The 24163-nt window shown below is 70.7% G+C and carries 10 protein-coding genes, 1 other RNA gene and 5 pseudogenes; 9 read left to right on the top strand and 7 right to left on the bottom strand.

What is annotated here, in order from left to right:
• Positions 1-763: 763 nt before the first annotated feature.
• From PV419_RS38545 to PV419_RS38505, 9 genes and pseudogenes are all read left to right on the top strand, one after another.
• Positions 764-1507, top strand: coding sequence for a 3-oxoacid CoA-transferase subunit A (locus tag PV419_RS38545; protein ID WP_319696989.1), 744 nt, complete (start codon positions 764-766; stop codon positions 1505-1507).
• Positions 1504-1767: pseudogene (locus tag PV419_RS38540) on the top strand (CoA-transferase); the annotation flags it as partial. The gene PV419_RS38545 and the pseudogene PV419_RS38540, both read left to right, overlap by 4 nt.
• A pseudogene (locus PV419_RS38535) lies at positions 1766-2188 on the top strand (3-oxoadipyl-CoA thiolase); the annotation flags it as partial. The pseudogenes PV419_RS38540 and PV419_RS38535, both read left to right, overlap by 2 nt.
• Positions 2189-2727: 539 nt before the next feature.
• Positions 2728-3127: RNase P RNA component class A (gene rnpB, locus PV419_RS38530), an RNA gene on the top strand.
• Positions 3128-4454: 1327 nt separating this feature from the next.
• On the top strand, positions 4455-4604 hold the full coding sequence (locus PV419_RS38525) for a hypothetical protein (protein ID WP_319696987.1): 150 nt from the start codon (positions 4455-4457) through the stop codon (positions 4602-4604).
• 123 nt (positions 4605-4727) lie between these two features.
• Positions 4728-5645, top strand: coding sequence for a DUF1918 domain-containing protein (locus tag PV419_RS38520; protein WP_319696985.1), 918 nt, complete (start codon positions 4728-4730; stop codon positions 5643-5645).
• Positions 5646-5900: 255 nt separating this feature from the next.
• Positions 5901-6764, top strand: a complete 864-nt coding sequence (locus PV419_RS38515; RefSeq protein ID WP_415925472.1) for a universal stress protein — start codon at positions 5901-5903, stop codon at positions 6762-6764.
• 87 nt (positions 6765-6851) lie between these two features.
• The gene (locus PV419_RS38510) at positions 6852-7559 is read left to right on the top strand and encodes a potassium channel family protein (RefSeq protein WP_319696983.1); all 708 of its coding nucleotides are present in this window, start codon (positions 6852-6854) and stop codon (positions 7557-7559) included.
• 433 nt (positions 7560-7992) lie between these two features.
• Entirely contained in the window at positions 7993-10632 is a 2640-nt protein-coding gene (locus PV419_RS38505; protein WP_319696981.1) for a cation-translocating P-type ATPase, read from the top strand.
• Between the two features lie 39 nt (positions 10633-10671).
• On the opposite strand, the gene PV419_RS38500 is transcribed toward PV419_RS38505, so the two are convergent.
• The 7 genes and pseudogenes from PV419_RS38500 to PV419_RS38470 all read right to left on the bottom strand — a co-directional run bounded on the left by PV419_RS38500 (position 10672) and on the right by PV419_RS38470 (position 24132).
• The gene (locus tag PV419_RS38500) at positions 10672-13272 is read right to left on the bottom strand and encodes a cation-transporting P-type ATPase (protein WP_319696980.1); all 2601 of its coding nucleotides are present in this window, start codon (positions 13270-13272) and stop codon (positions 10672-10674) included.
• Between the two features lie 26 nt (positions 13273-13298).
• A complete protein-coding gene (gene fdhF / locus PV419_RS38495) occupies positions 13299-15986 on the bottom strand; it encodes a formate dehydrogenase subunit alpha (protein WP_319696979.1) in 2688 nt (895 codons plus the stop codon).
• Positions 15983-17668: an NAD(P)H-dependent oxidoreductase subunit E gene (locus PV419_RS38490; protein ID WP_319697005.1), complete on the bottom strand. Its 1686-nt coding sequence runs from the start codon at positions 17666-17668 to the stop codon at positions 15983-15985. The genes fdhF and PV419_RS38490 overlap by 4 nt, the downstream gene beginning before the upstream one ends.
• 56 nt (positions 17669-17724) lie before the next feature.
• The gene (gene narI / locus PV419_RS38485) at positions 17725-18459 is read right to left on the bottom strand and encodes a respiratory nitrate reductase subunit gamma (RefSeq protein ID WP_319696977.1); all 735 of its coding nucleotides are present in this window, start codon (positions 18457-18459) and stop codon (positions 17725-17727) included.
• A 142-nt stretch (positions 18460-18601) separates the two neighbouring features.
• A pseudogene (narJ, locus tag PV419_RS38480) lies at positions 18602-19060 on the bottom strand (nitrate reductase molybdenum cofactor assembly chaperone); the annotation flags it as partial.
• Between the two features lie 20 nt (positions 19061-19080).
• Positions 19081-20508: pseudogene (locus PV419_RS38475) on the bottom strand (4Fe-4S dicluster domain-containing protein).
• Positions 20508-24132: pseudogene (locus tag PV419_RS38470) on the bottom strand (nitrate reductase subunit alpha). The pseudogenes PV419_RS38475 and PV419_RS38470 overlap by 1 nt, the downstream one beginning before the upstream one ends.
• Between the last annotated feature and the right edge of the window lie 31 nt (positions 24133-24163).

Here is a 24163-nt window from a genome sequence, read left to right as displayed (position 1 = left end):
GACTCCATTCGGCAAGCGCGCTGGAGAGCCACGACGTCGCAGACTCTGGCGCCGAGAGCAGGTCATCGAGCGCGGGCTTGCCGGCAGCGCGGGTGTTCAAGACCTCCTGGACGAGGATGAGCGGTCCGGTAGCGATGCGGTCGGTGTAACGTTCGCTCGCGAGTTCAGACATAGGCATAGTATATTAGCTCCTGTCTGCGTTGGCGAGGAGAACGGGATCGCCGCCGAAAAGACCCTAACGGCGATGCCGTGCGTTCGATGCACGGCGAGTGCGCGGACGCTGCCTGCGCCCGCCCGCCCTCGATGGCCGGCTTGTGCTGCCCCACCCGATGTGGGCATGGGCGCGGATCGATCGCAGCATCGCTTGTCGCACCCCCGCGGGTGCGGGGTTCGTCCGCAAGGCAGGTCTGGAACCCGCATGGAGTGAGCCGGTCGGGCCGGCGCCGACACGATGCCGCCACGCCATGGCCTGCCCCACCTCAATACGGCGACCGCGCGACACAGCCCAGTCAATGGGTACCTCTGCCCCGACCAGGCTCGATCGCTTGCGCGGCGCTCACTCATGCTTGCCTGATGGCCGACCGAGGGAGCGCTGCACTTCCCTGCTCATCGAGCCTGCCTGAGGCATCCATGATGCGAGATGACATAGGCATAGAGACTATGCCTGCGTCGGATGGTGTCGATTGTCGTGCACTGTCACCGCGCGGGCCGGCCATTGAAATCGCTTGAGAGGTCGCGCGATGCCTGAACGCGTGGAGGAATGATGATCGACAAGACCGTCGAGGACACCGCAGCCGCCGTCTCAGGGATCCGCGACGGCGCCACCGTGATGATTGGTGGATTTGGCCGCGCGGGCCAGCCGGTGGAGCTGATCGACGCACTCATCTCCCATGGCGCACGCGACCTGACCGTCGTCAACAACAACGCAGGCAACGGCGACACGGGTCTTGCCGCGCTTCTTGCGGCGCGAAGGGTACGGAAGATCATCTGCTCGTTCCCGAGGCAGAGCGACTCGTGGGTGTTCGACGGTCTCTACCGCGCGGGAGAGATCGAGCTGGAGCTCGTGCCGCAGGGGAATCTCGCCGAACGCATCCGTGCCGCGGGGGCAGGTATCGGCGCGTTCTTCTCGCCGACGGGCGTCGGCACGCAGCTCGCCGAGGGTAAAGAGGTGCGCACGATCGACGGCCGCGACTATGTGCTCGAGTACCCGATCCGAGCTGACGTCGCCTTGATCAGCGCCCTGCGGGCCGACCGCTGGGGCAACCTTGTCTACCGCGAGACCGCCCGCAATTTCGGCCCGATCATGGCGGCCGCGGCGGCCACGACAATCGTCCAGGTCGACGAGATCGTGCCGCTCGGGGACATGGACCCCGAGACTGTTGTGACGCCCGGCATCTTCATCGACCACGTCGTCGCGGTGGGCGAGCGCCGCTGGCTCGACGATGGCGTGTTCGTTGGCGGCGTCGACATCGAGGGGAGCCCGCTGGCACAGGAGGAGAGCCAATGAGCACGCGCATCAGCCGCACCGACCTCGCTCGTCGTATTGCGGCCGACATCCCCGAGGGATCGGTCGTGAATCTCGGTATCGGTGCTCCCACCCTTGTGGCCGACTACCTGCCGGACGACATCGAGGTCGTCCTGCACACCGAGAACGGGATGCTCGGCATGGGTCCCGCGCCCAAGCCAGGCGCCGTCGACCCCGACCTGATCAACGCCGGCAAGCAGCCGGTCACCGCTCTGAAGGGCTCGGCGTACTTCCACCAGGCCCATCAATGACGGCGCCTCCGCCGTGCTCGTCGCACGCGAGGGTGTGCTCGACAGCGAACCTCTCGCCCGCATCGCCGGCCGCGCGGCCTTCGGCAACGACCCCGACATCTTCGGAGTCGCTCCGGTCGAGGCGGCCAACCGCGCCCGTGCCAAGCGCGCATGGGCCGACGTCGACCTGGTCGAGCTGAACGAAGCATTCGCAGCGCAGTCACTCGCGTGTCTGCGGCTGTGGAGCGACCTCGACCCGCAGAAGGTGAACGTGCATGGAGGGGCGATCGCGATGGGCCACCCGCTCGGAGCGTCCGGGGGACGCATCATCGGTCACGCGGCCCACGAACTCGCACGCCGGGGCAGCGGCATCGCCGTCGCGGCCATCTGCATCGGTGTCGGCCAGGGCCTCGCCGTCGTGCTTGAGAGATGAACGGCGACGCGGATCAGCAGCGTGAGGCGTCGGCCGAGTGCGGCGGTGACCGACGAGACCGCAGCCCCGCCAAGGAGCCGCCGACTTCGTCTAGTCGCTCGCGCGGACGAGTCGTCATCAACCTGTCGCCTTCTCCGAGACTGACCAGCTGATGCGATACCCCCCGGTATTCTCCCAGAACCTGCTCGAACCGGCTCGCCGCACGCACATGCCGCCTGATCTCCGCCAGCGTAAAACCCGTGTGGCCCTTCCCGTCCTCGAATGCCTGGAACCCAGCGGCAAGAAGTAACGACGTGCACGGGGTACTTGGACTCTTGATGTGACGGCAGGACGCCTCTCGGGCCCTGATCACGATCCAGCGCACGCAGGACGCCAGCTGGGCGCGAGGGGCAGGGTGACCGGAGGGCTCTGGCTGGACTACTCCACGAAGGAGCTTACAGCTGGGGCACAGATCAACGAGACGCCGGATCCGCTCGTCGGTCGCTGATCGAAGAAACCAGGAGCCGTGCCTGGTCGGCTACCATGGTCCACACGGCAGACGAGCCGGGCGGACGGCCGCGTGGAGTCCCCTAGGGGGCTTCCCGAGGAACGTCCGGACTCCACAGGGCAGGGTGATGGCTAACGGCCACCCGGGGTGACCCGCGGGACAGTGCCACAGAAAACAGACCGCCCGGCGCTCAGGCGCCGGGTAAGGGTGAAACGGTGGTGTAAGAGACCACCAGTGCCCAGGGTGACCTGGGCAGCTAGGTAAACCCCACCCGGAGCAAGGTCAAGAGGGAGCCCTGGTGCTCCTGCGCGGACGTTCGAGGGCTGCCCGCCCGAGTCCGCGGGTAGACCGCACGAGGCCGACGGCAACGCCGGCTCTAGATGGATGGCCGTCTCCCCGGCCGCCGCGAGGCGACCGGGTGACAGAATCCGGCGTACAGCCCGACTCGTCTGCCGCTCTGCATTTCCGCAGATCAAAGGCCATGTTTTCTCGCTGAACAAACTCTCCGGGTCGAATCCGGGTGGCATTCGGGCCGGCGTATCGTCCGTCTTGTCTGACGCGCAGGTGGATAGACAAGGCATATCGGGCGCCCTGTTGGTGTGAGGTGTGGTCGAAGTCGGCGGACGACGAGTCCGGAGGTCCCGGACATACTCAAAAGTATCGTCCGGCGTGTCCCCCTGCGGTGACCAGGTAAACGAGCGCTGGTCTTGCGGCGACAAACGGAGCGTTGGCCCGTGTATGGTCCGAGTCATGGTCTCGAGTGAAGAGGCGCGCCGACCTAGGAGACGGACACACCGAGGCGGTCGCCCGCTGGCGTGACGGTGGACCCCAACGCCTCTGAGTGTTATCCGCGAGAGTTACCAGCCGAGTCGGTAGAATTCGAGCAGCATGCCGGGAAGTTAGGCGAGGCGCCCTCGATAGCCGATGGCGAGCATCTTCCAGCTCTTAAGGTGGGCGATGCATCGTTCGACCGGCGTATCGTACGGTGAATTCACCGCCCCCACACCGAGCAGAGTCAGCCGTGGCCTCGAGGTCATCCCGCGCACTGCCGCGATACGAATCTCACGCGCTCAGTCCTTCTGCACGAGGGCGGCAGAGCACCGCGCATGATGGAGCACGACTGCCGCCGGCACCACCCCGCGGAACGCGGCTGCCCACACCACGCCGCGAATCTATGCGCTGCGCGGGTTCATCCACTGCTCCCTGCGCGACCGCAAGACGCGGCGCACCTTCAACCACGGCTACCCCCACCACCGCTGCCCTTACGAAATACGCCGGCACTCTCAACCACCCGCTCAGCGTCTCCATGCGCATCGCGGCGTCGGAGTGCTCGCGGGTGCGTGAGTTGCGGGAGAAGCCGAGCATGCCGGTAAAGCCCTTCTGGAGCATTACGGGAACCGCGGGCTGTGGTCACCGGTTCTCGCCTTTCTCGTGCGGGCCGCCGAGGGCGGCGGCGAGCCCACCGCTTGCCCGGCTGCGCGGACGGCGCGCCGCTCTTGAGGCCGTGGAACTGAGGCTGGTGGGCCTGCGCCTGCACCACCGCATCGACGCCGCCACCTACCAGCAGCGCATGAGCGGCCTCGCCCGCGGACGGCGCCGCGCCGCCGTCCGGCCGTGCAGCCGCCGTCCGGCCGTGCACACGTCTGGGAGAACGCCGTGGCTGACGCCGCATACGGCCTGTGGCCGCTGGTCGTGCTCAACGCCTTGCTGTTCGTGGTGTTCGCCGCCAGCTTTTCCACCCGAAGAGCAAGCGGGACTGGCGGGTGATGGGCGGCTACAGTGCATTCCTGGTCGCGCTGTTCACCGAGATGTACGGCAGGCATCCCGCTGACCGTCTACATGCGGCTGGCCCGCACCGAGGAACGTGAACTGGCCAAGCGGTTCGGCGAGCAGTGGACGGCCTACGCCGCACAATCCCCGGCGTTCTGACCAAGGCCGCGCCAGAGAGTCACCCCCACGCCTGGGCCCCGATCCGGGTTCGCCGCCCCCTGCGGCGGGGCGCCGCGCGTGGCACGTTGGATACAGCGACATTCTGGGGAGAAGGCGGCGGTCATGAGAGCTCACGTCGGCGATCAGCTCGTCATCGAAAGCCCGACAACCGGCGCTGCCAGGCGCGACGGCGAGATAGTCGGACTCCATCATGCGGACGGAACACCTCCCTATGACGTGCGCTGGTCGGACACGGACGTGGTGACGCTGGTGTTCCCAGGGCCCGACGCGCATATCCGTCACCTCGAGGACAGGCCCGGGAGGCCCCGCGAGCCTGCCCAGCGGGGCACGGATGAGCCGGGTGCCGTGTCCGTAACGATTCCGCTGGATGAGGAGCCCAACCCCGGCGACATCGGCCGACGTGTGGCCAATGAACGCAAGCGACAGGGGCTCACCCGGGTAGAAGCCGCCCGCCGTGCCAGAATGGCGCCCGCTTACCTGGCGTACATCGAGGAGCGGCCGGCCGACCCGAGCCTGGCGAGTCTCATCAGACTGGCCGCAGCACTGGGCACCAGCGTCGAGGCCCTGCGCGGTGGCGGCATCGATCTGCCGCCAGGCCGGAGCCAGGCGCTCCTGCACCCTCAACTGCGGGACCTCAGCCCGAGTGAGTGCCGCGCTCGCCTCTCCACACACGGTGTGGGACGCGTCGCGGTGTCGACGCCCGACGGGCCTGCGGTCGTTCCGGTGAATTACGAGGTCGTCGACGACGCGATCGCCTTCAGGACCGCGCCTGACTCGGTGCCCGCGGCGGCCGTGGGGAGGGACGTGGCCTTCGAAGTCGACCATGTGGACGAGGCCATGAGCCAGGGCTGGAGCGTGCTCGTCGTCGGCCCCGCGCGGGCTGTCACAAAACCCGAGGCCGTGCGGCGGCTGGCCGATCGCGCCCACACCACACCATGGCCGGGGGGCGAGCGCGAGATGTGGGTGTCGATCCGGCTCACTCGCCTCACGGGCCGCCGCATCAGCCCGGCCGACCAGTGAGTGGCCACGGGCTGTCCCTCGTTCGGCGCGCATTCCACAATGAGGTCCCCGCGACACCCGAGGAGCGGTCCTGCCCGCTGGGGCCGCCGACTCGCGAAGGGAGACTCCGCAGATCCAACGGCGCGGTCGGCCACCGAGCGGCTGATGGCTTCTGAGAGCCGGTCCGTGTGTCGCGATGGACCCTGAGCGGTGCGACGGTATCCACAGGGGTGCTCAGCGGCTGGGAAGGAAGGCGGTGGGACGGTGGAAACCTCGATGGTGGTGGGCGTCGACGGGTCGGATTCCAGCTTGGAGGCAGTGGATTGGGCCATGGACGAGGCGGCACGCCACGGGCTGCCGCTCCGGCTTGTCCATGCCTCCCTATGGGAGCGTTATGAGGGAGGGCGTCCGTCCTTCGGCACTGATCGTCCCGCCGAAGAGATCATGGCGGAGCACATCATCGCCTCATGCGCGGAACGGGCCCGGCTTCGCAATCAAGAGGTGAAGGTGTCGGGCGAGGTGCTGCCCGACGATGCCGTGTCCGCGCTGCTGCGCGCGGGCCATGAGGCATGTGCCCTGATCACCGGCTCCCGCGGCCGTAGCGAGCTCGCCGGGCTGCTGCTGGGGTCGGTCAGCCTCACGGTGGCCGCCCGCGCCGAGTGCCCGGTCATCGTGGTCCGTGGCCCGGAGCGGAACCGGCAGGGAGCCTTCGGGCGGGTGGTGGTCGGAGTCGGCGACTCGGCCAAGGGCTCGGGCGCCGTAGGGTTCGCCCTGCGCGAGGCCGAGGCGCGCGGCTGTGTCCTGGAGGCCGTCCGGGCCTGGCGCTGTCCGGCCCATGAGCACGTGGATCACCCTCTGCTCGCGGACGATGCGGCTCGGGTGCATGGGGAACGGGCCTCCGCCGACCTCACCGACGCGCTGCGCGAGGCCGTACGGGACCATCCCCGGGTCGGAGTACATCGCAAGCCGGTCGAAGGCCCCGCCCACAAGGTCCTTCTGGAGGCGTCGTCCGGTGCCGACTTGATCGTCGTCGGCGCTCTGAGGCGGCACGGCCACTTCGGCTTGCAACTCGGCAGGGTCGCCCACACCCTGCTGCATCACTCCGAGTGCCCGGTCGCCGTCGTTCCACAGCGAGACTGACGGCACAGGGCCCTGGGAGACGTGCATGGGACGGCGCTGTGGAGGCTGGCCCGGCATTTCCGTGCGCGCAGGCGTGTGGTCGGCCTCGTGGGGCCGCTCGCCATGGTGACGGTCGTCGGCATGTGGGCCGGCGTCATCATCCTGGGCTGGGCCATCGTCTACTGGCCCCACATGCCAGGGGCCTTCACCTTCACGCCCGGTTCCGGGGCGGCGAACCAGCCGGCGCTGCTCGATTCCTTGTACCTGTCGCTCGTGACCGTCGCCACCCTGGGGCTGGGGGACGTCGTGCCCGCCGAAGGCTGGCTTCGTCTGGTCTCGCCGTTGGAGGCTCTCGTCGGCTTCGCCCTCCTGACCGCCACGGTCTCCTGGGTGCTCGAGATCTACCCGTCGCTGACCCGCAGGAGGGTCCTGGCCGTCCGGCTGGCGCTCCTGCGCGGCTCGGACCCGACAACCGGGCAGCTGGACTGCGCTGTGGGGGCGTTGCTGCTGGACAGCCTGGCCACCGAGGTCGTGCGCGTCCGTATCGACTTCACCCAGTACGCCGAGGCCTACTACTTCCATGACGGGGAGGACCACTCGTCTCTCGCGGCTGTGGTCGGCTATGCCGTCGCCCTCGCTGAGCGGGGGCAGGCAGCCCGGCGGCCGGATGCGCGTCTGGCCGGACACCTGCTCGCCGGAGCACTGGAAGACCTTGCCACCATCCTTGACCAGCGTTTTCTCCACACGGACGGAACACCGGCGCAGGTTTTCGCCGCGTACGCCGCTGACCACGGACGCAGCCTGACGCAGTCCTGATCAGCGCGTCCGGGCGGCCACCTCGGCGCCGCTCGGCGCGGATGGCCCACATGGACGATGGACGAGCGGGGCCCTCGGCCCGTCGTTCATCGGCGGGCGGCCTTGGCGGTGGCACCCTGAAAGCGGGTGCCGTCTTCCGCAGGCGGCGGCTGGAGACACGACGGGAGCGGTTGATGGCACACGGCGAGCAGCCCGGTCAGGTCGCCCCTGGCCGGGGAATCGTCCGGCGTCCTCGCTGCGCCGAGAAGGCGGTCATGAACCATCTCTCGCGCACGGTGACCAACTTCCGTATGGATCGGCGAATCCACGCCGCCGACATGGCCACCCAAGCGCACAGCGTCGAGCCGCGATCGGATCACGGAGCCTTCGCATGGTGCCCCGGCGACCTTCGGGGAGTTCGTGGTGCATGTGCGTACGCGGCTCCGGTACGGGCGTGAGCCGGCGAAGGGGTGGCCGGAGGCCTGGCGAGGACGTCGAAGAACTCCGGAGCACGACCCTCGCGGCGGCGGGCCTGTCGCTGGACGAGGCCGCGCGGCGACTGGAGCTGTGCGGGCCCAACGAGGTCCCGGCTAAGCCGCGGACCCCCGTGTGGTGGCGGGTTCTGCAGCAGCTGCGCGACCCGCTGATCCTGGTCCTGCTCTTGGCCGCCGCTCTGACCATCGCCACCGGTGATCTGTCGGATGCCGTCGTGATTCTGCTTGTGATCACTGTGAACACCGTGGTCGGCGTGGTGCAGGAGGTCCGGGCAGAACATGCGGTGATGGCCCTGTCCGCCATGAGTGCCCCCGCCGCCAGGGTGGTGCGGGACGGCGAGGAACGTTCCGTACCGGCTGCGGAGGTGGTACCCGGTGACCTGGTCCTGGTGGCCGAGGGGGACGTCGTTCCCGCGGACGGAGACGTGCTGGCCGCGGCGTTGTTGCTGGCGGATGAGTCCTCGCTGACGGGCGAGTCCGTTCCGGTGGAGAAGGCCCCGGACAGCGAGGCGTCGCGCGGCACGGTGTCGGCGGGCACGGTCATCGTCCGCGGCCGCGGACGCGTCCAGGTCACCGCCACCGGAGCCGAAAGCGCGCTCGGCCGGATCGCCTCCCTGATGGGCACCGCGCCCAGCCTGACCCCGCTGCAACGTCGGCTGGCGAGGTTCAGCAGGATTCTGGCAGCTGTCACCGTGGCGCTGTGCGCGGTGGTCCTCGCGCTCGGGCTGGTGCGCGGACAGCCCGTGGAGCTGATGGTCGTGGCGGCGATCAGCCTCGCCGTGGCCGCCGTTCCGGAGTCCCTTCCTGCTGTCGTGACGTTGGCGCTTGCGCTGGGAGCACGGCGGATGGCGCACCGTCAGGCCATCGTCCGCCGATTGCCCGCGGTGGAGACCCTGGGTTCGGTGACGGTGATCGCCACCGACAAAACCGGCACCCTGACGGAGGGCCGGATGGCCGCCGAGCGACTGTGGACGCCGCGCGGCGAGGCCACGGTCGTGGGTACAGGCTATGAATCCGAGGGCCGGGTCGTTCGTGACGGCGCGACGGTGACCGCGGGCGACGCGCCCGACCTGGCGGCATTGCTGCGAGTCGCGATGGTGTGCAATGACGCGAGACTGGAGGCTCCGTCGGATCGCTCCACGGAATGGCGCGCGCTGGGAGATCCCACGGAAGCCGCCCTGCTCGCGGCCGGAGCCCGCCTCGGTCTTGACCGGGCGGCGCTGGACCGCGAGCTGCCGCGCGTGGAGGAGATTCCATTCGACAGCGGCCGCAAACGCATGACGACCGTCCACCGTCGGCCGGAGGGCGGCCTGCGCATCGCGTGCAAAGGAGCGCCGGAATCGCTGCTCCGGCCGCAGGTCCTGGCCGACGCCCCTGACACGATCTCCCGTGCGGCGGTCCGGGCGGAGGCGCTGGCACGCGGCGGGTATCGCGTGCTCGCCGTCGCCTCGGCCGACCTGGAGGAGGCGGCGGAGCGGCCCCCGACATGGGAATCGGGACTGTCGCTTCTGGGCCTCGTCGGCATCCTGGACCCGCCCCGCAGCGCGTCGCGGACGACCGTGGCCGCCTGCAAACGGGCCGGCATCGTCCCCGTACTCATCACCGGCGATCACCCGCTGACCGCACGGGCCGTGGCCGAGCGCCTCGGCATCGCCTCCCGCGAGGAGGAGGTCACCACCGGCGAGCGGATCAGGGAAGGCACAGCGGGCGACCTGACGAGCGTACGCGTCTACGCCCGGACCACGCCCGAGCAGAAGCTGGACATCGTCCAGGCGTGGCGTGGGGCGGGAGATGTGGTGGCGATGACGGGAGACGGAGTCAACGACGGCCCGGCGCTGCGCCGGGCCGACATCGGCGTGGCCATGGGACGGCGCGGCACCGAGGTGGCACGCCAGGCGGCCGGCCTGGTGCTCGCCGACGACAACCCGGCCACGATCGTGGCGGCCGTCGAGGAGGGGCGCCGCGTCTACGCGAACGTGCGCCGGTTCCTCCTCTACGCGCTCGCCGGTGGCACCGCGGAGATCCTGGTCATGCTCCTCGGCCCCTTCTTCAGCATGCCGCTGCCGCTGCTGCCCGCGCAGATCCTGTGGATCAACCTGCTCACCCACGGCCTGCCCGGTGTCGCGCTCGGCGCCGAGCCCGTCGCCCCGGACACAATGCACCACCCGCCCCGGCCCCCCGAAGAGAGCGTCCTGGGTGCCGGCTTGTGGCCGCGGATCCTGTTCATGGGCGCTTTCGTCGCCACCGTGACCCTCGCGGCCGGAATCTGGGCCCGGGAGACCGGCCGTCCCTGGCAATCCATGATGTTCTTGATCCTCGGCGCCACGCAGCTCGGCGTGGCACTCGGATCCCGGGCTCGTCCGGGCAGCCTGGCCAACCCCTTCCTGCTGGTCGCCGTGGGCGCCGCACTGAGCCTCCAGGCAGCCGGTGTCTATCTGCCCGCCTTGCGGGGCCTGCTGGGTACGGAGCCGCTTCCGCCCACCGACCTGGCGATCGCGTGCGCGCTGTCCGGCCTCGGCCATGTCGTCATGCGTCTCCAGACGCGGCTGAAACCGGAACGCCCACCGCGTGAGGTCCAAGCGCCGTCACGGGGACGCTGAGACGTGCGCAGACCCGGCCATGGACGAACGCCATAGCGGTCACCTGGCCCGCCGACTCCCCGGCATGCGTACGGGACGCGGAGAATTCACACTGGCCTCAAGGAGTACCGGTCCGGGGCGCTTTTCTCGACCACTGTGGTGGGACGCATCCTGTTCCTGGGCGGCATCCAGGCCCTTGGCGTGTGCGCCGTGTTCTTCTGGCACATCCACGCCTCCGGAATCCCGTACTCCGACTTCACCGAGGACACCGCCGTCTATCGGCCGTTCGTGCCGGGAGCGCGGCGGCCGGTCCATGACGTCGGGTTCCGGCGGCTCGGCGCCGAGCGCCAGGGCGGGCAGCACGTCGGAGCCGAGGTCGATCGCGAGGATCTGTACGGCGGTGATCGGGACCAGCGGGAACCCGGCGAAGGTCGCCGCCAGGATCGGGACGAGCTCGGCGATGTTGTGGCTGAAGAGGTAGATCAGGAACTTGCGGATGTTCTGGTAGACCGACCGGCCCAGTCTCACCGCCGTGGTGATGGACGCGAACGAGTCGTCCAGCAGCACCATGACCGCGGCTTCCCGTGCGACATCCGTGCCGGAGGCGCCCATGGCCACGCCGATGTCGGCGCGTTTGAGGGCCGGGGCGTCGTTGGCGCCGTCGCCGGTGACCGCGACGACCTCGCCGCGCCGCTGCAGGGCGGTGACCACCCGCATCTTGTGTTCCGGGCTGACCCGGCACAGCAACAGCTCGCCCGACGCGGCGAGCAGGCCGTCCAGGCCGTCGTCGTCGAGGGCGTCCAGCCGGGCGCCGGTCACCACGGTGGGTCTGGGATGCCGCACGATCCCGACGCGCCGTGCGACGGCCTCCGCCGTCAGCGGATGGTCGCCGGTGACCATGACGATACGGATCCCGGCGCGTCGGCAGGCGGCGACGGCGTCGCCGACCTCCGGCCGTGGTGGGTCGAGCATGCCGACGAGGCCCAGTAGGGTGAGCCGCGATTCCACCTCGTCATGCGAGGGGTGCGCGTCCGCCAGGGGGCGCGATGCGGCCGCCAGCACACGTAGCCCTTGGGAGGCCAGTTGGTCGCCGGCAGCGGTCACCGCCGGGCGGAGGTCATCGGTCAGCGGCTGCCGCACACCGCCCCAGTCGATAGCCACACAGCGGGCCAGCAGCTCCTGCGGTGCGCCTTTGACGTAGGCGTGGTAGCGGCGACCGTCCGTGTCGGCATGCACGGTGCTCATCAGCTTGCGGGCCGAGTCGAACGGGTATTCCGCCACACGTGGCGCGGAGGCTTCCTCGGCAGGGAGGTCCAGGCCGGCCTTCGCCGCGGCGACGAGCAGAGCCCCCTCGGTGGTGTCGCCGAGCACCCGCCAGCCTTCGCGGCTCGGCGGGGGGCGCTTCCCGGCGTGAGCTGAGGGAGGGACCAGACGGGCGTCACAGCACATCCCCGCCGCCCGGAGCAGGCCACGTACCCGCTGTGGCTCGGCCACCTCGCCGACCGGCGCGTACCCCACCCCGGACACGGCGTGCGGAACTCCGCCGGCCCACACCTGCACCGCGGTCATCTGCGCCTGTGTGAGCGTCCCGGTCTTGTCCGTGCACACGACGGTGGTGGAGCCGAGCGCCTCGACCGCCAGCAACTGCTTGACCAGCGCGTGCCGCCGGGCCATGCGCCGTACGCCGATCGCCAGCGACACCGACAGCGTCGCGGGCAGTCCCTCGGGGACGAGCGCGACCATCACCCCGAGGGCGAACACGAAGGTCTCCACGAACGGCTGCCCGGTCGGCACCCGCACCGCGAACAGAGCCGCCCCGATGGCCAGCGCCGTGCCCGCCACCCTTCGGGCCATCAGGGCGACCTGGCGTTGGAGCGGGGTCTTCTGCCGGGGCGCCGCCGCGGCCAGCCGGAAGATGCCACCGAACTCCGTCGCCGCACCGGTGGCGAACACGACGGCCTTCGCGGAGCCGGCCACCACGTCGGTGCCCATGAAGACACAGTTGCGCGCCTGGAGTACCGGGCCCGCCGCCACCGGTTCCCCAGTCCGCCCCACCGCGTCGCTCTCCCCGGTCAGGGCCGCGTTGTTCACCGAGACCTCGTGCGCCTCGGTGAGACGGCAGTCCGCCGACACCGCGTCCCCGGCTTCCAGGACGACGACGTCTCCGGGCACCAGGTCACGCGCGGGCAGCTCCCGCCGCTCACCGTCACGGAGCACCCGGCAGGTGTGTGGCACCATCGCCTGCAGCGACTCCGCCGTCCGCTCGGCGGCGTACTCCTGCGCGAAGCCGATGGCCGCGTTCAGGACCACCACACCCACAATCGCCACGGCCAGCTGCAAGGTGCCCACGTCACGCGGCTCCTGAAGGCTGTAGACCAGGAACGTGACCGCCGACGCGACGAGCAGCACCACGGCGAACAGGTCGGTGAACTGTCCGACGAGGTCCCGCCACAGCGCCCTTTGCCCCGCTGGTGGCAGCTCATTGGGACCGAACCGGTCCCGCCGCGCCGCCGCGTCCGCTGACGCCAGCCCCCGCGGTGAGGTGTCCAGCGCGGTGAAGACCTCACCGGTCGTCAGGGTCTGCACCGCGAGGCCACGTGTCCTGCCGGGGGCGGTCGGCCCGTGGGCCCCGTCACCGGGCGTCAGTACGGGGGTTCCCATGGCCGGCCACTTCGGCGGGACACGGGTCACGGCGCGGACACGCGTACGGCCGTGACCTTGTATTCGGGACAGGACGTCACGGTGTCCGCATGGTCGGAGGTGAGGCGGTTCACCCCGCTCGCGGGGAAGTGGAAGGAACAGAAGACCTGGCCGGGGGCCGTCTGTTCGCTGACCCGGGCGATGAGCGTGGCCCTGCCGTGCCGGCTCTCCACGGTGAGCGGCACGCCGTCGTGCACCTCGTACCGGAGGGCGTCACCGGGGTTGAGGTCGAGGAAGTCGACCGGATCGAGTGTGAGGTTGCCGCCGCGACGGGTCATGCTCCCGGAGTTGTAGTGGGCCCAGCGCCGTCCGGTGACCAGGATCAGCGGATAGTCGTCGTCAGGCTGCTCTCCGGGTGGCAGATAGGGGGGTGCGGCGAGGCGCGCCCGCCCGTCCGGCGTGGCGAACCGTTCCTCGTACAGCTTGGCTTCCCCCGGGCGGTCGAGGGACGAGCAGGGCCACGGGATGGCGCCCTCGCGGTCCAGCCGTTCGTGGGAGAGACCGGCGAAGACGGGCGCGATCCGTCCGCACTCGGCCAGGGCTTCGGCCGGTGTGGGGCAGCCGATGTCGGTGCCCATGGCCGTCGCGACGGCGTGCACGATCTCGAAGTCGGTACATGCTTCGCCCGGTGGGGGCACGGCGGGTCTGACCCGCTGGAACCGTCGGTCGAAGTTGACGAAGGTGCCGTCCTTCTCCAGCCAGGACGCCGCCGGCAGCACGATGTCGGCGTGGCGGGCGGTCTCGGACAGGAACAGTTCGTTGCAGATGACGAGCGGGCAGGTGTCCAGGGCACGGGCCACCCGGTTCGCGTCGGGGTCGGTGGCGCAGACGTCCTCGCCGATGACCCACAGCGCCCGCAGATCCCCCGCCCGTGCGGCGGCGAACATGTCCGGGATCCGCAGGCCGGGCCGCTCTTGAACCGGTGCCCCCCATACCGCCTCGGCCCGGGACCGTACGGCGGGGTCGGTCACCTTGCCGTAGCCGGGCAGGACATCGGGCAGCGCGCCCATGTCCGAGGCGCCCTGGACGTTGTTCTGGCCGCGCAGCGGGCTGAGGCCGTGTCCGCGGTCGGTGCCCACGGCGCCGCGCAGGATCGCCAGGTTGGCCAGGGACCGGACCCCGTCGGTGCCGTGCAGGTGCTCGGTGACGCCCAGGCCGTAGACGATGGCGGGCTGTCGGGCACGGCCGTACAGCCGGGCGGCGGCTACCAGGTCCGCGGCGGGCACTCCGGTGATGTCCGCGACCCGGCCGGGCGGGTAGTCGTCCAGCAGCTCGGTGAGTTCCGGCAGGCCGGTGGCCCGCTCGCGCAGGAACTCCTCGTCGGCGAGGCCTTCGGCGAGCAGGAGGTGAGCGAGCCCGTGAAAGAGGGCGACGTTGGTGCCGGGGCGGGGGCGCAGATGCACGTCGGCGTGCAGGGCGAGACCGACGGCGCGGGGGTCTGCGACGACCAGGTCGGCCCCGTGCAGCACCTGCCGGAGCAGTCGCGCTCCGACCACCGGGTGGGCTTCGACGGGGTTGGCCCCGACCACCAGCAGGCAGTCGGACCGCTCGACGTCGTCGAAGCTGTCGGTGCCGCCGGAGAGGCCGAAGGAGGCGGTCAGGCCGGCGGCGGACGGGGAGTGGCACAGGCGGGAGCAGTTGTCGACGTTGTTCGTGCCGATGACGACCCGCATGAACTTCTGGACGAGGTAGTTCTCCTCGTTGGTGGCGCGGGCCGAGGAGATCGCCGCCACCGCGTCCGCGCCCCCGGCGCCGACGGCCGCACGCAGCCCGCGCGCGACCTCGCCGAGCGCCTCGTCCCAGCCGACGGCCTCCAGGCGGCCGTCGCGCCGCAGCAGGGGCCGGGTGAGCCGTTCGGGAGAGGTGAGATAGCCGTGGGCGAAGCGGCCCTTCACACATGCGTGCCCCTGGTTGACCGGGCCGTCCCGGGCGGGCAGGACCGCCGCGACCTCGCCGTCGCGGGTGACGACGTCCAGCGTGCAGCCGACACCGCAGTAGCCGCACGTGGTGCGCGTCCGTGCCGCCGCCGTCGGGCCGGCGGAGGTGAGCCCGCGCCCCGGCCCCGGCTCGGTGATCGCGCCGGTGGGGCAGGTGTCGACGCAGCCGCCGCAGGCCACGCAGTCCGACTCGATCCATGGCCCGCCGGTGCCGGGGGCGACCACGGTGTCGGCGCCCCGGCCGACCAGGGTGAGGGCGAAGGTGCCCTGGACCTCGGCACACATCCGGACGCACCGGCCGCAGGCGATGCACAGGTCCCGGTCCAGGTGGACGTACGGGTGGGAGTCGTCCCCGCCCCGCCCTCCGGCGCCCTGCGCCGTGTCGGGACCGATGTCCAGCGACCGGCAGACCTGCGCCAGTTCGCTGGGGTTGCCGACCGCGAGAGCGCGGGACGGCAGGGCGGAGGCGATGAGCTCCACCGCGTCCCGACGCAGCCGCCGAAGGTCGTCGCTGGCGGTTTCGACACGGACACCGGATGCGGCCGGGGTCACGCAGGCCGCCGCGATGTGTCCGTCGGCCCGCACCAGACAGGTACGGCAGGAGCCCGCGGGGCTGAGCCGGTCGTCGGAGCAGAGCGTGGGCAGCTCGATCCCCGCTGCCCGCACCGCCGCGAGCAGTGAGGTTCCCTCGGGGACTGCGACGTTCCTTCCGTCGACCTCGATCTCGATTCCGGTCATCGCGCCCATCCCGCCAGCCGGTCCCCGTAGGCGTGGGCGAGGCTGTGTACAGCGGGCGGGATCCGCCGGCCGAAGGCGCACAGGCTCGCCTCGGCCAGAACACGCGCGAGCCGTTCCCACTCAGGTCCGGGCGGAGTGTCGGCGGACGCCAGCTCCAGGCCGCGGCGCGAGCCCACACGGCAGGGCGAGCAGGCACCGCAACTCTCGGCCGCGGCGAACTGCCAGATGTGCCGCAGCACCTCCTCCGGTGACACGCGCTGGTCGAAGGCGACCAGTCCGGCATGGCCGAGAGCGGCACCGCGGGCCGTGAGATCGGCTGAGGTCAGCGGCACATCCAGCGCCTCGGGGGCGAGAAAACCACCCAGCGGCCCGCCGACCTGCAACGCGGTCAGCTCGCAACCGTCCTTGAGACCGCCGCCCAGCTCGGTGACGATCCGCAGCAGCGAGGTGCCGAGCTCGACCTCGTACGCCCCCGGCCGGGCGAACCGCTCCGACAGGCAGACCAGCTTCGTTCCGCTCTCGCCCCGGACCCCGCGTCGGGCGTACGCCTCGCCGCTCCGGGAGACGATCCACGGGACGGCCGCCAGTGTCTCGACGTTGTTCACCACCGTCGGCGCGCCCCACAGCCCGCGCCGGGTCGGGTAGGGCGGGCGGGGCCGGGCGCAGCCTCGGTCCCCTTCCAGGCTCGCGATCAGTGCGGTCTCCTCACCCGCGATGTAGGATCCGGCCCCCTCCACCACCTCGACGTCCAAGGCTGTGGCCGTGCCGTGAACGGAAGAGCCGAAGTGTCCGTCGGCGTAGGCCTGCCCGACCGCCTTGCGCACGCGTGCCAGCGCACGCGGATATTCCGAGCGCACCAGCACCACACCCCGGCGCGCCCCGCACGCGAAGCAGGCCAGCGCCAGGCCCTCCAGCACCCGCTGCGGATCCGTCTCCATCAGCAGCCGATCGGCAAAAGAGCCGGGATCCCCCTCGTCGCCGTTGACCACCACCACGGTGCCGGGTGCCCGGTCCGCCGTCTCCCACTTCGCGGCCACCCCGAACCCCGCCCCGCCACGCCCCCGCAGCCCGGACGCGGCCACTTCCCGCCGGACCTCGTCAGGGGTGCCCGTTGTCACCGTCCGAGGCCACACCTGCCAGGCGGGCTCGCCGGCCACCACACTGCCCAGCAGCACGGGGTCGCCCGTGGCGTCGGCCGCCGGAATCTCCGGCGCCCGAGGCGGCTCGCGCCCCGCGAGCTGACCGGCCAGCGTCGGGCCCGTGCGGGGCAGGTCACCGTCGAGCACGGCGGGACCCGCGTAGCAGTACCCCAGACAGTGGACCGCCTGCACTGACGTCTCGCCGTCCGGTGAGGTTGTGCCTGCGGGGACGCCCAGCTCGCGCTCCACATCGGTGAGATGCCGTCCGGCTTGGGCGGCGAAGCACGCGGTGGCCGCGCAGACCCGGACGTGGCGGCGGCCGTGGGGGGCGGCGAGGTCCGCGTAGTAACCGGCCGGTCCGAGCGCGGCGGCAGCGGGCAGACCGAAACCGGCGGCGATGTCCGGAGCCCAGAGCTCGGGGCTGTCCGCTGTTCCCGCCCTGGCCTCGGCCAGGGCGGTGATCAGCCGGTCTCCCGGCCGCCCGCGCCGGTCGGCCAGGGCCCGGAAGGCGTCGAAACGGTCCGCAGGACCCACGGGAGTCATGACCTCATCGTGGTAGCAGTCACATAAGGGTGCAAAGCGGGCGTGAGGGGTGCCGGCTACGGGCCGGGGCTGTCCCAGCCCCGGCGTAGCCCCCGCGACGGCGCCCCGACGGAGCGGGACCGGTAGACGATGTACGGCCGGAACAGGTAGCCGACAGGCGCGGTGAAGGCGTGGACGAGCCGGGTGAACGGCCAGAGGGCGAAGAGCAGCATGCCGATGAGGGTGTGCAACTGGAAGGAGAGCGGCGCGGCGGCCATGGTGTCGATGTCCGGGCGCAGCGTGAAGAGGGAGCGGAACCAGGGCGAAACTGTGCCGCGGTAGTTGTGCTCCTCGCCGACCGCACTCACGCCCAGCACGGTGGCGACGAGTCCGGCGACGATGGCCGCGACGAGGACGACGTACATCGTCTTGTCGTTGCGCGTGGTCGCCATGAACACCGGACCTGTGGTGCGTCGGCGGTAGAGAAGGATCGCCACCCCGGCGAGTGTGGCGAAGCCGGCGACGCCGCCGAGGACCAGCGCCTGCACGTGGTACGCCGTCTCGGACAGGCCGACGGCCGATGTCCAGCTCCGGGGAATGACCAGTCCGATCACATGGCCGATGACGACGACCAGGATGCCCACGTGAAAGAGCGGGCTGCCGATGCGCAGCAGCCGGGACTCGTAGAGCTCGGAGGACCGGGTGGTCCAGCCGAACTGGTCGTACCGATACCGCCACACCGTGCCGCCGACGGGGACCACGACGGCGACGTACGGCAGGCCGCCCCACAGCAGAACATCCAAACCACTCATCGCCGGACGCCCCCGACGGTGCCGGACCGAAGGGCTCGAGGCCGACGGTCTCCTGGGGCGGTCCGGTCCGGGCCAGCCGCTGGGCGGCGGCCCGGTCCCGCGGCGAGGGACCGGGCAGCAGCGCGCACACGGCCTCGACCACGGCGGCGTAGGGCGATCCCGCGTCCCCGAGGGCCAGCCTGAGCAGCTCGATCCCGGCACGGTGCTCCTGCAGCAGGGCCAGCCCGTCGGCCAGGTCGCCGGTCGCCGTGTACTCGAGCACGACCGGAAGATAGTCGGGCAGCTCGCTGCCGCCGAGTTCGAGGCCGTGGCGGCGGTAGCGGTCCTTGAGGGCAGCCAGGGCCTGGCCGCGGCGGCGCGTCTCCCCGTCGGTCCACCAGGTCAGATACAGGCAGCAGCGTCGGCGCCGGTCGAAGGTGGCGACGTAGCGCTCGGCGAGGTCGCGTGGGGATACGGTCGCGAGGTGGTCCAGGAAGCGGGCCAGTGCCGAGTGTGCCGTGCCGACAGGCAGCGCGGCCACGGCCTCGGCGACCAGAGGCACGCGGTCCCGCACGGTTTCATCGGGGTACTGCAGCAGGATCGCGGCCGCCTGACAGACCACCGCGGCATGGCGCTCGGCGATCACCGTTCCTCCTTCGGCCGCGGGCGCTTGGATGGGAAAAGGCCCTCGGGCCGGCCCTTGCCGTCCCAGTTCAGCAAATTCAGCCTGGCGCCCGGCTGCTCCGGATCGGCGAGGCCGCCGGTGGTCTGCCGTTGCCGGAGCGCGTGGAAGGTTTCGACGGATACGGGCACGGGACGCCCCGAGGCCTCGCCGAAGGGCCCGCTGCCGTACATCCCGGGGCCGCCCTCGTAGTCGAGACTGCACGCGGTCTCTTCGAGCCGCCGGCCTTCCGCTTCGTACGCGGTGGGGATGACATAGCGGTCGTGGTACTTGGCGATGGCGAGCAGCCGGTAGAGCGCGGTGACTTCCTGACCGGTCATCCCGGCCGTCGCGGCGATCCGTTCGTCGGGCGGGTCTTTGAGGTTGACGGCCCCCATGTAGGACCGCATGGCCGAGAGCCGTTGCAGTACCTGGCGCACGGGCCCGGTGTCGCCGGCGGTACGTACCAGACCATCGGCATCGTGCGGAACTCCGGATGCAGGGGGAGCGCCACCCGGTGGGTCTTGGCCAGGGCGTAGACGGGTGAACGGCGAGCCGCCCCCAGCCAGTCGTCGGGGATGCCGTCGCGGCGCGCCGCCGCGGTGACCTGCGGGTCGAAGGGGTCGAGGAGCAGGTCCAGTTGTGCCTGGTACAGGTCCTTCTCGTCGGCGACCGAAGCCGCGGCACCGACCTGGTCCGCGTCGTAGAGAACCAGACCGATGTAGCGCAGTCGCCCCACGCAGGTCTCGGAGCACACGGTGGGCAGGCCCACCTCGACGCGGGGGTAGCAGAACGTGCACTTCTCGGCCTTGCCGGTGCGGTGATTGAAGTAGACCTTCTTGTACGGGCAGCCGGTCACGCACATCCGCCAGCCCCGGCAGCGGTCCTGGTCGACGAGGACAATGCCGTCCTCGGACCGCTTGTACAAGGCCCCCGAGGGGCACGAAGCGACGCACGAGGGGTTCAGGCAGTGCTCGCAGATGCGCGGCAGATAGAACATGTACGCCTGCTCGTACTGGAAGCGCACCTTCTCTTCTGTCTCGCGGCGGATGCGTTCGATGATGGGATCGCGGTCGGCGATCTCGGCGCCGCCGCCGAGGCTGTCGTCCCAGTTGGCGCTCCACGATGGTGAGCAGCTTGCGCAGCCGCCCGCCGGCCTTCAGCTTGAGACGGCCGCTGCGGGTGCGGACCCAGCCGCCCTGCCACTTCTCCTGGTCCTCGTAGCGCCGTGGGTAGCCCTGGCCGGGGCGGGTCTCGACGTTGTTGAACCAGACGTACTCGACGCCGCTGCGGTTGGTCCAGGCCTGCTTGCAGGTGACCGAGCAGGTGTGGCAGCCGATGCACTTGTCGAGGTTCATCACCATGGCCAGCTGCGCCATACAGCGCCCGATCGGCTCATGCGCGGCCATCAGTACGTCACCTCCTGGGAGCGGCGGCGGATCACGGTGACCTCGTCGCGTTGGTTGCCCGTCGGGCCCAGGTAGTTGAAGACGAACGACAGCTGTGCGTAGCCGCCGATGAGGTGGGTGGGTTTGATCAGCACGCGGGTCAGGGAGTTGTGGATGCCGCCGCGCCGCCCGCTTGCCTCGGCCACGGGGACGTCCACCACCCGCTCCTGCGCGTGGTGGACGTACACGGTGCCGGTCGGCATGCGGTGAGAGACGATCGCGCGCAGCACCATCACGCCGTTGCGGTTGACTGCCTCGACCCAGTCGTTGTCACGCGCGCCGATCGCCTCGGCATCGGAGGGGCTCATCCACACGGTCGGGCCGCCGCGGGAGAGCGAGAGCATGAACAGGTTGTCCTGGTACTCGGAGTGAATCGACCACTTCGAGTGCGGGGTGAGGTAGCGGACGGTGACCTGCCGCGCGCCGTCCGGGCCGAGCCCGGGCTCCCCGAAGAGCCGGTGCATGTCCAGCGGCGGCCGGTAGATCGGCAGCGTCTCGCCGAACTCGTGCATCCAGTCGTGGTCGAGGAGGAAGTGCATCCGGCCGGTGAGGGTGTGCCAGGGCTTGAGCTCCTCCACGTTGGTCGTGAAGGCGGCGTAGCGCCGTCCTGCGGTCTCGCTGCCGGACCACTCGGGGCTGGTGATGACGGGGACAGGCCGGGCCTGGGTGTCGGCGAAGGTGATCCGTCGCTCCGCACTGCCCTCGGCGAGATGGGCGAGGGGGCGCCCGACGCGCCGCTCCATGGTGTGGAAGCCCTGGACCGCGAGCCGTCCATTGGTGGTGCCCGAGAGTGCCAGGACGGCCTCGGCCATTTTGGCGTCGGTGTCCAGGGCGGGCCGCCCTTCGCCCGCGCCGCCGAGCATCACCCCATTGACGCGGGCAAGGCGCTCCACCTCGTCGTCGGGGTAGAACGTCAGCCCTTTGACCGTCAGCCCCAGTTGTTCGGTGAGCGGGCCCAGCGTGGTGAGCTTGTCGGCGACCGCCCCGTAGTCCCGGGTGACCAGCGTCAGGGCCGGCATCGTCCGGCCGGGGACAGGAGTGACATCCCCGCCTCGCCAGTCACGGACGGCGCCCAGGGCCTGTGCGGTCTCGCCCGGGGTGTCGTGCTGCAGCGCTGTGGCGACGATGTCACGGCGCGCGCCGAGGTGCTCGCGCGCCATCTCACTGAACCGCTGGGCGATCTCGGTGAACGCGACGAAGTCGGAACGGGTCTCCCAGGGCGGGTCGATCGCCGGGGTGAAGGCATGTACGTACGGATGCATGTCCGTCGACGACAGGTCGTGCTTCTCGTACCAGGTCGCGGCGGGCAGGACGATGTCCGCGAGCAGCGTCGAACTCGTCATCCGGAAGTCCAGTGCCAGCAGCAGGTCCAGTTTTCCCTCCGGCGCGTCCGTCCGCCAGACGACGTCGTGGGGACGGCGGTCCGGGGGAGTCTGACGCGCCCGCAGACTGGAGTGCGTGCCGAGCAAATGCTTGAGGAAGTACTCGTTCCCCTTGCCGGACGAGCCGAGCAGGTTGGCCCGCCACAGGGTCAGGCAACGGGGCCAGTTCTCCTCGGCGTCCGGGTCCTCGCAGGCCCAGCCCAGCTCGCCCGAGGCCAGCTTGCGGGCCACGTACTCCGTGGGGACCTCGCCCGCCGCGGCGGCTTCCTCGGCCAGGTCGAGCGGGTTGCGGTCGAACTGCGGGTAGGAAGGCATCCAGCCCAGCCGGGCGGACAGCGCGAGCGTGTCGGCGGTGTGCATGCCGGCGAGGTCGCCGCGGGCCAGTGGTGAGGCGAGCGCGTCGGCGCGATATCCGTCGTAGCGCCACTGATCGGTGTGGGTGTACCAGTACGCCGTGCCGATCATCTGCCGGGGCGGGCGCTGCCAGTCCGTCGCCATCGCCAGCGTGGACCAGCCGGTGAAGGGACGGCACTTCTCCTGGCCCACGTAGTGTGCCCAGCCACCACCGTTGCGGCCCATGGCTCCGGTGAGCATGAGCAGCGCGAGGATCGCCCGGTACGTGGCATCCCCATGGAACCACTGGCAGATGCCGGCCCCCATGATGATCATGCTCCGGCCCCCGGACCGCTCGGAGTTGCGTGCCAGCTCGCGAGCCACCTGGACCACGGCCCGAGCCGGCACGGAGGTGTGCTCCTGCTGCCAAGCGGGCGTATAGGGCTGGTCGGCGTCGTCGTACCCTGTTGGCCAGGTGCCCGGCAGGCCGGCACGCCGTACGCCGTACTGCGCGAGCATCAGGTCGAAGACCGACGTCACCAGCCGCCCGCCGATCCGCCGGGCCGGGACGCCGCGGCGAAGTACGGTGCCGGTCTCCTTCGCCCGGGGCACCGTGTCGAAACGAGGCAGCAAGACCTCGACGGGCTGCGCCCGCCGTCCGAGCAGCGTCAACTGCGGGCTGAGGTCCCCGAGGTCGAGATTCCAGCGCCCCACGCCGGATTCCGTCCACCGCTCGCCCAGAGTGCCGCCCGGCACCACCGGCTCTCCTGTTCGGCCGTCGACGACAACGGTCTTCCACTCACTCCCCTCGGAGATCTCGCCGAGGTCGGACGCGCGCAGGAACTTCCCCGGGACGAAGGCGCCGTCGCGCTCCTCCAGCGTCACCAGGAACGGAAGATCGGTGTAGCGCCGTACATAGTCGACGAAGAACGGCACCCGGCGCTGGACGAAGCACTCGGTGAGGATCACATGCCCCATGGCCATCGCCAGGGCGCCGTCCGTGCCCGGCTGGGCGTGCAGCCACTGGTCCGCGAACTTGGTGTTGTCGGCGTAGTCCGGTGACACCACGACCACTTTCTGGCCGCGGTAGCGGGCCTCGGCCATCCAGTGCGCGTCCGGGGTCCGGGTGACGGGGACATTGGAGCCCCACATGATCAGGTAGGCGGCGTTCCACCAGTCACCGGACTCCGGCACATCGGTCTGATCCCCGAACACCTGCGGGGAGGCGACCGGCAGATCGGCGTACCAGTCGTAGAAGGAGGAGAAGCCCGATCCGGTCCGGGCCCCAGCGTTTGATCGTGTGCACATGCGCGGCCGCCACGATTTCGACCGCCTCATCCCACGAGACCCGCACGTGCCCGCCCTTGCCCCGGGCCTCCTGGTACCGGCGGCGCCGCCCCGGGTCGCCCACCACATCGGCCCACGCCAGCACAGGGTCACCCAGACGTGCCTTGGCCTCCCGGTACATCTCCACCAGGACTCCGCGCGCGTAGGGGAAGCGGACTCGGGTGGGCGAATAGGTGTACCAGGAGAACGCCGCGCCGCGCGGGCAGCCGCGCGGTTCGTACTCCGGGGAGTCCGGACCGACCGACGGATAGTCGGTCTGCTGGCTCTCCCAGGTGATGATCCCGTCTTTGACGTAGACCTTCCACGAGCACGAGCCGGTGCAGTTCACCCCCCCGTGTGTCGACCGTACGACCTTGTCGTGGCTCCACCGGTCGCGGTAGAAGGCATCGCCCTGCCGGCCGCCCTCCAGAAAGGCGGCCCGCCGATCGGATGAGACCGCGCGCCGAGAGAAGAAGCGCCCGGCACGCAGCAGGGCGTCCGCAGCCGGGCCGTCGTACGGGTGCCTGTCACGTCCGACGGGCACGCGAGGGGTACCGCTGTCCGCCACGATCGTC

It is taken from the genome of Streptomyces sp. ME19-01-6 (genome assembly GCF_033793745.1).
Classification (GTDB): Bacteria; Actinomycetota; Actinomycetes; order Streptomycetales; family Streptomycetaceae; genus Streptomyces.
This window is presented reverse-complemented; position numbering and strand designations above follow the sequence as displayed.

Bases quoted from the DNA above. Each gene is read 5' to 3' on its own strand.
- PV419_RS38490 (WP_319697005.1), bottom strand. From the start codon at position 17,668: ATGACTCCCGTGGGTCCTGCGGACCGTTTCGACGCCTTCCGGGCCCTG.
- PV419_RS38520 (WP_319696985.1), top strand. From the start codon at position 4,728: ATGAGAGCTCACGTCGGCGATCAGCTCGTCATCGAAAGCCCGACAACC.
- PV419_RS38545 (WP_319696989.1), top strand. From the start codon at position 764: ATGATCGACAAGACCGTCGAGGACACCGCAGCCGCCGTCTCAGGGATC.
- PV419_RS38515 (WP_415925472.1), top strand. From the start codon at position 5,901: ATGGTGGTGGGCGTCGACGGGTCGGATTCCAGCTTGGAGGCAGTGGAT.
- PV419_RS38500 (WP_319696980.1), bottom strand. From the start codon at position 13,272: ATGGGAACCCCCGTACTGACGCCCGGTGACGGGGCCCACGGGCCGACC.
- fdhF (WP_319696979.1), bottom strand. From the start codon at position 15,986: ATGACCGGAATCGAGATCGAGGTCGACGGAAGGAACGTCGCAGTCCCC.
- narI (WP_319696977.1), bottom strand. From the start codon at position 18,459: ATGAGTGGTTTGGATGTTCTGCTGTGGGGCGGCCTGCCGTACGTCGCC.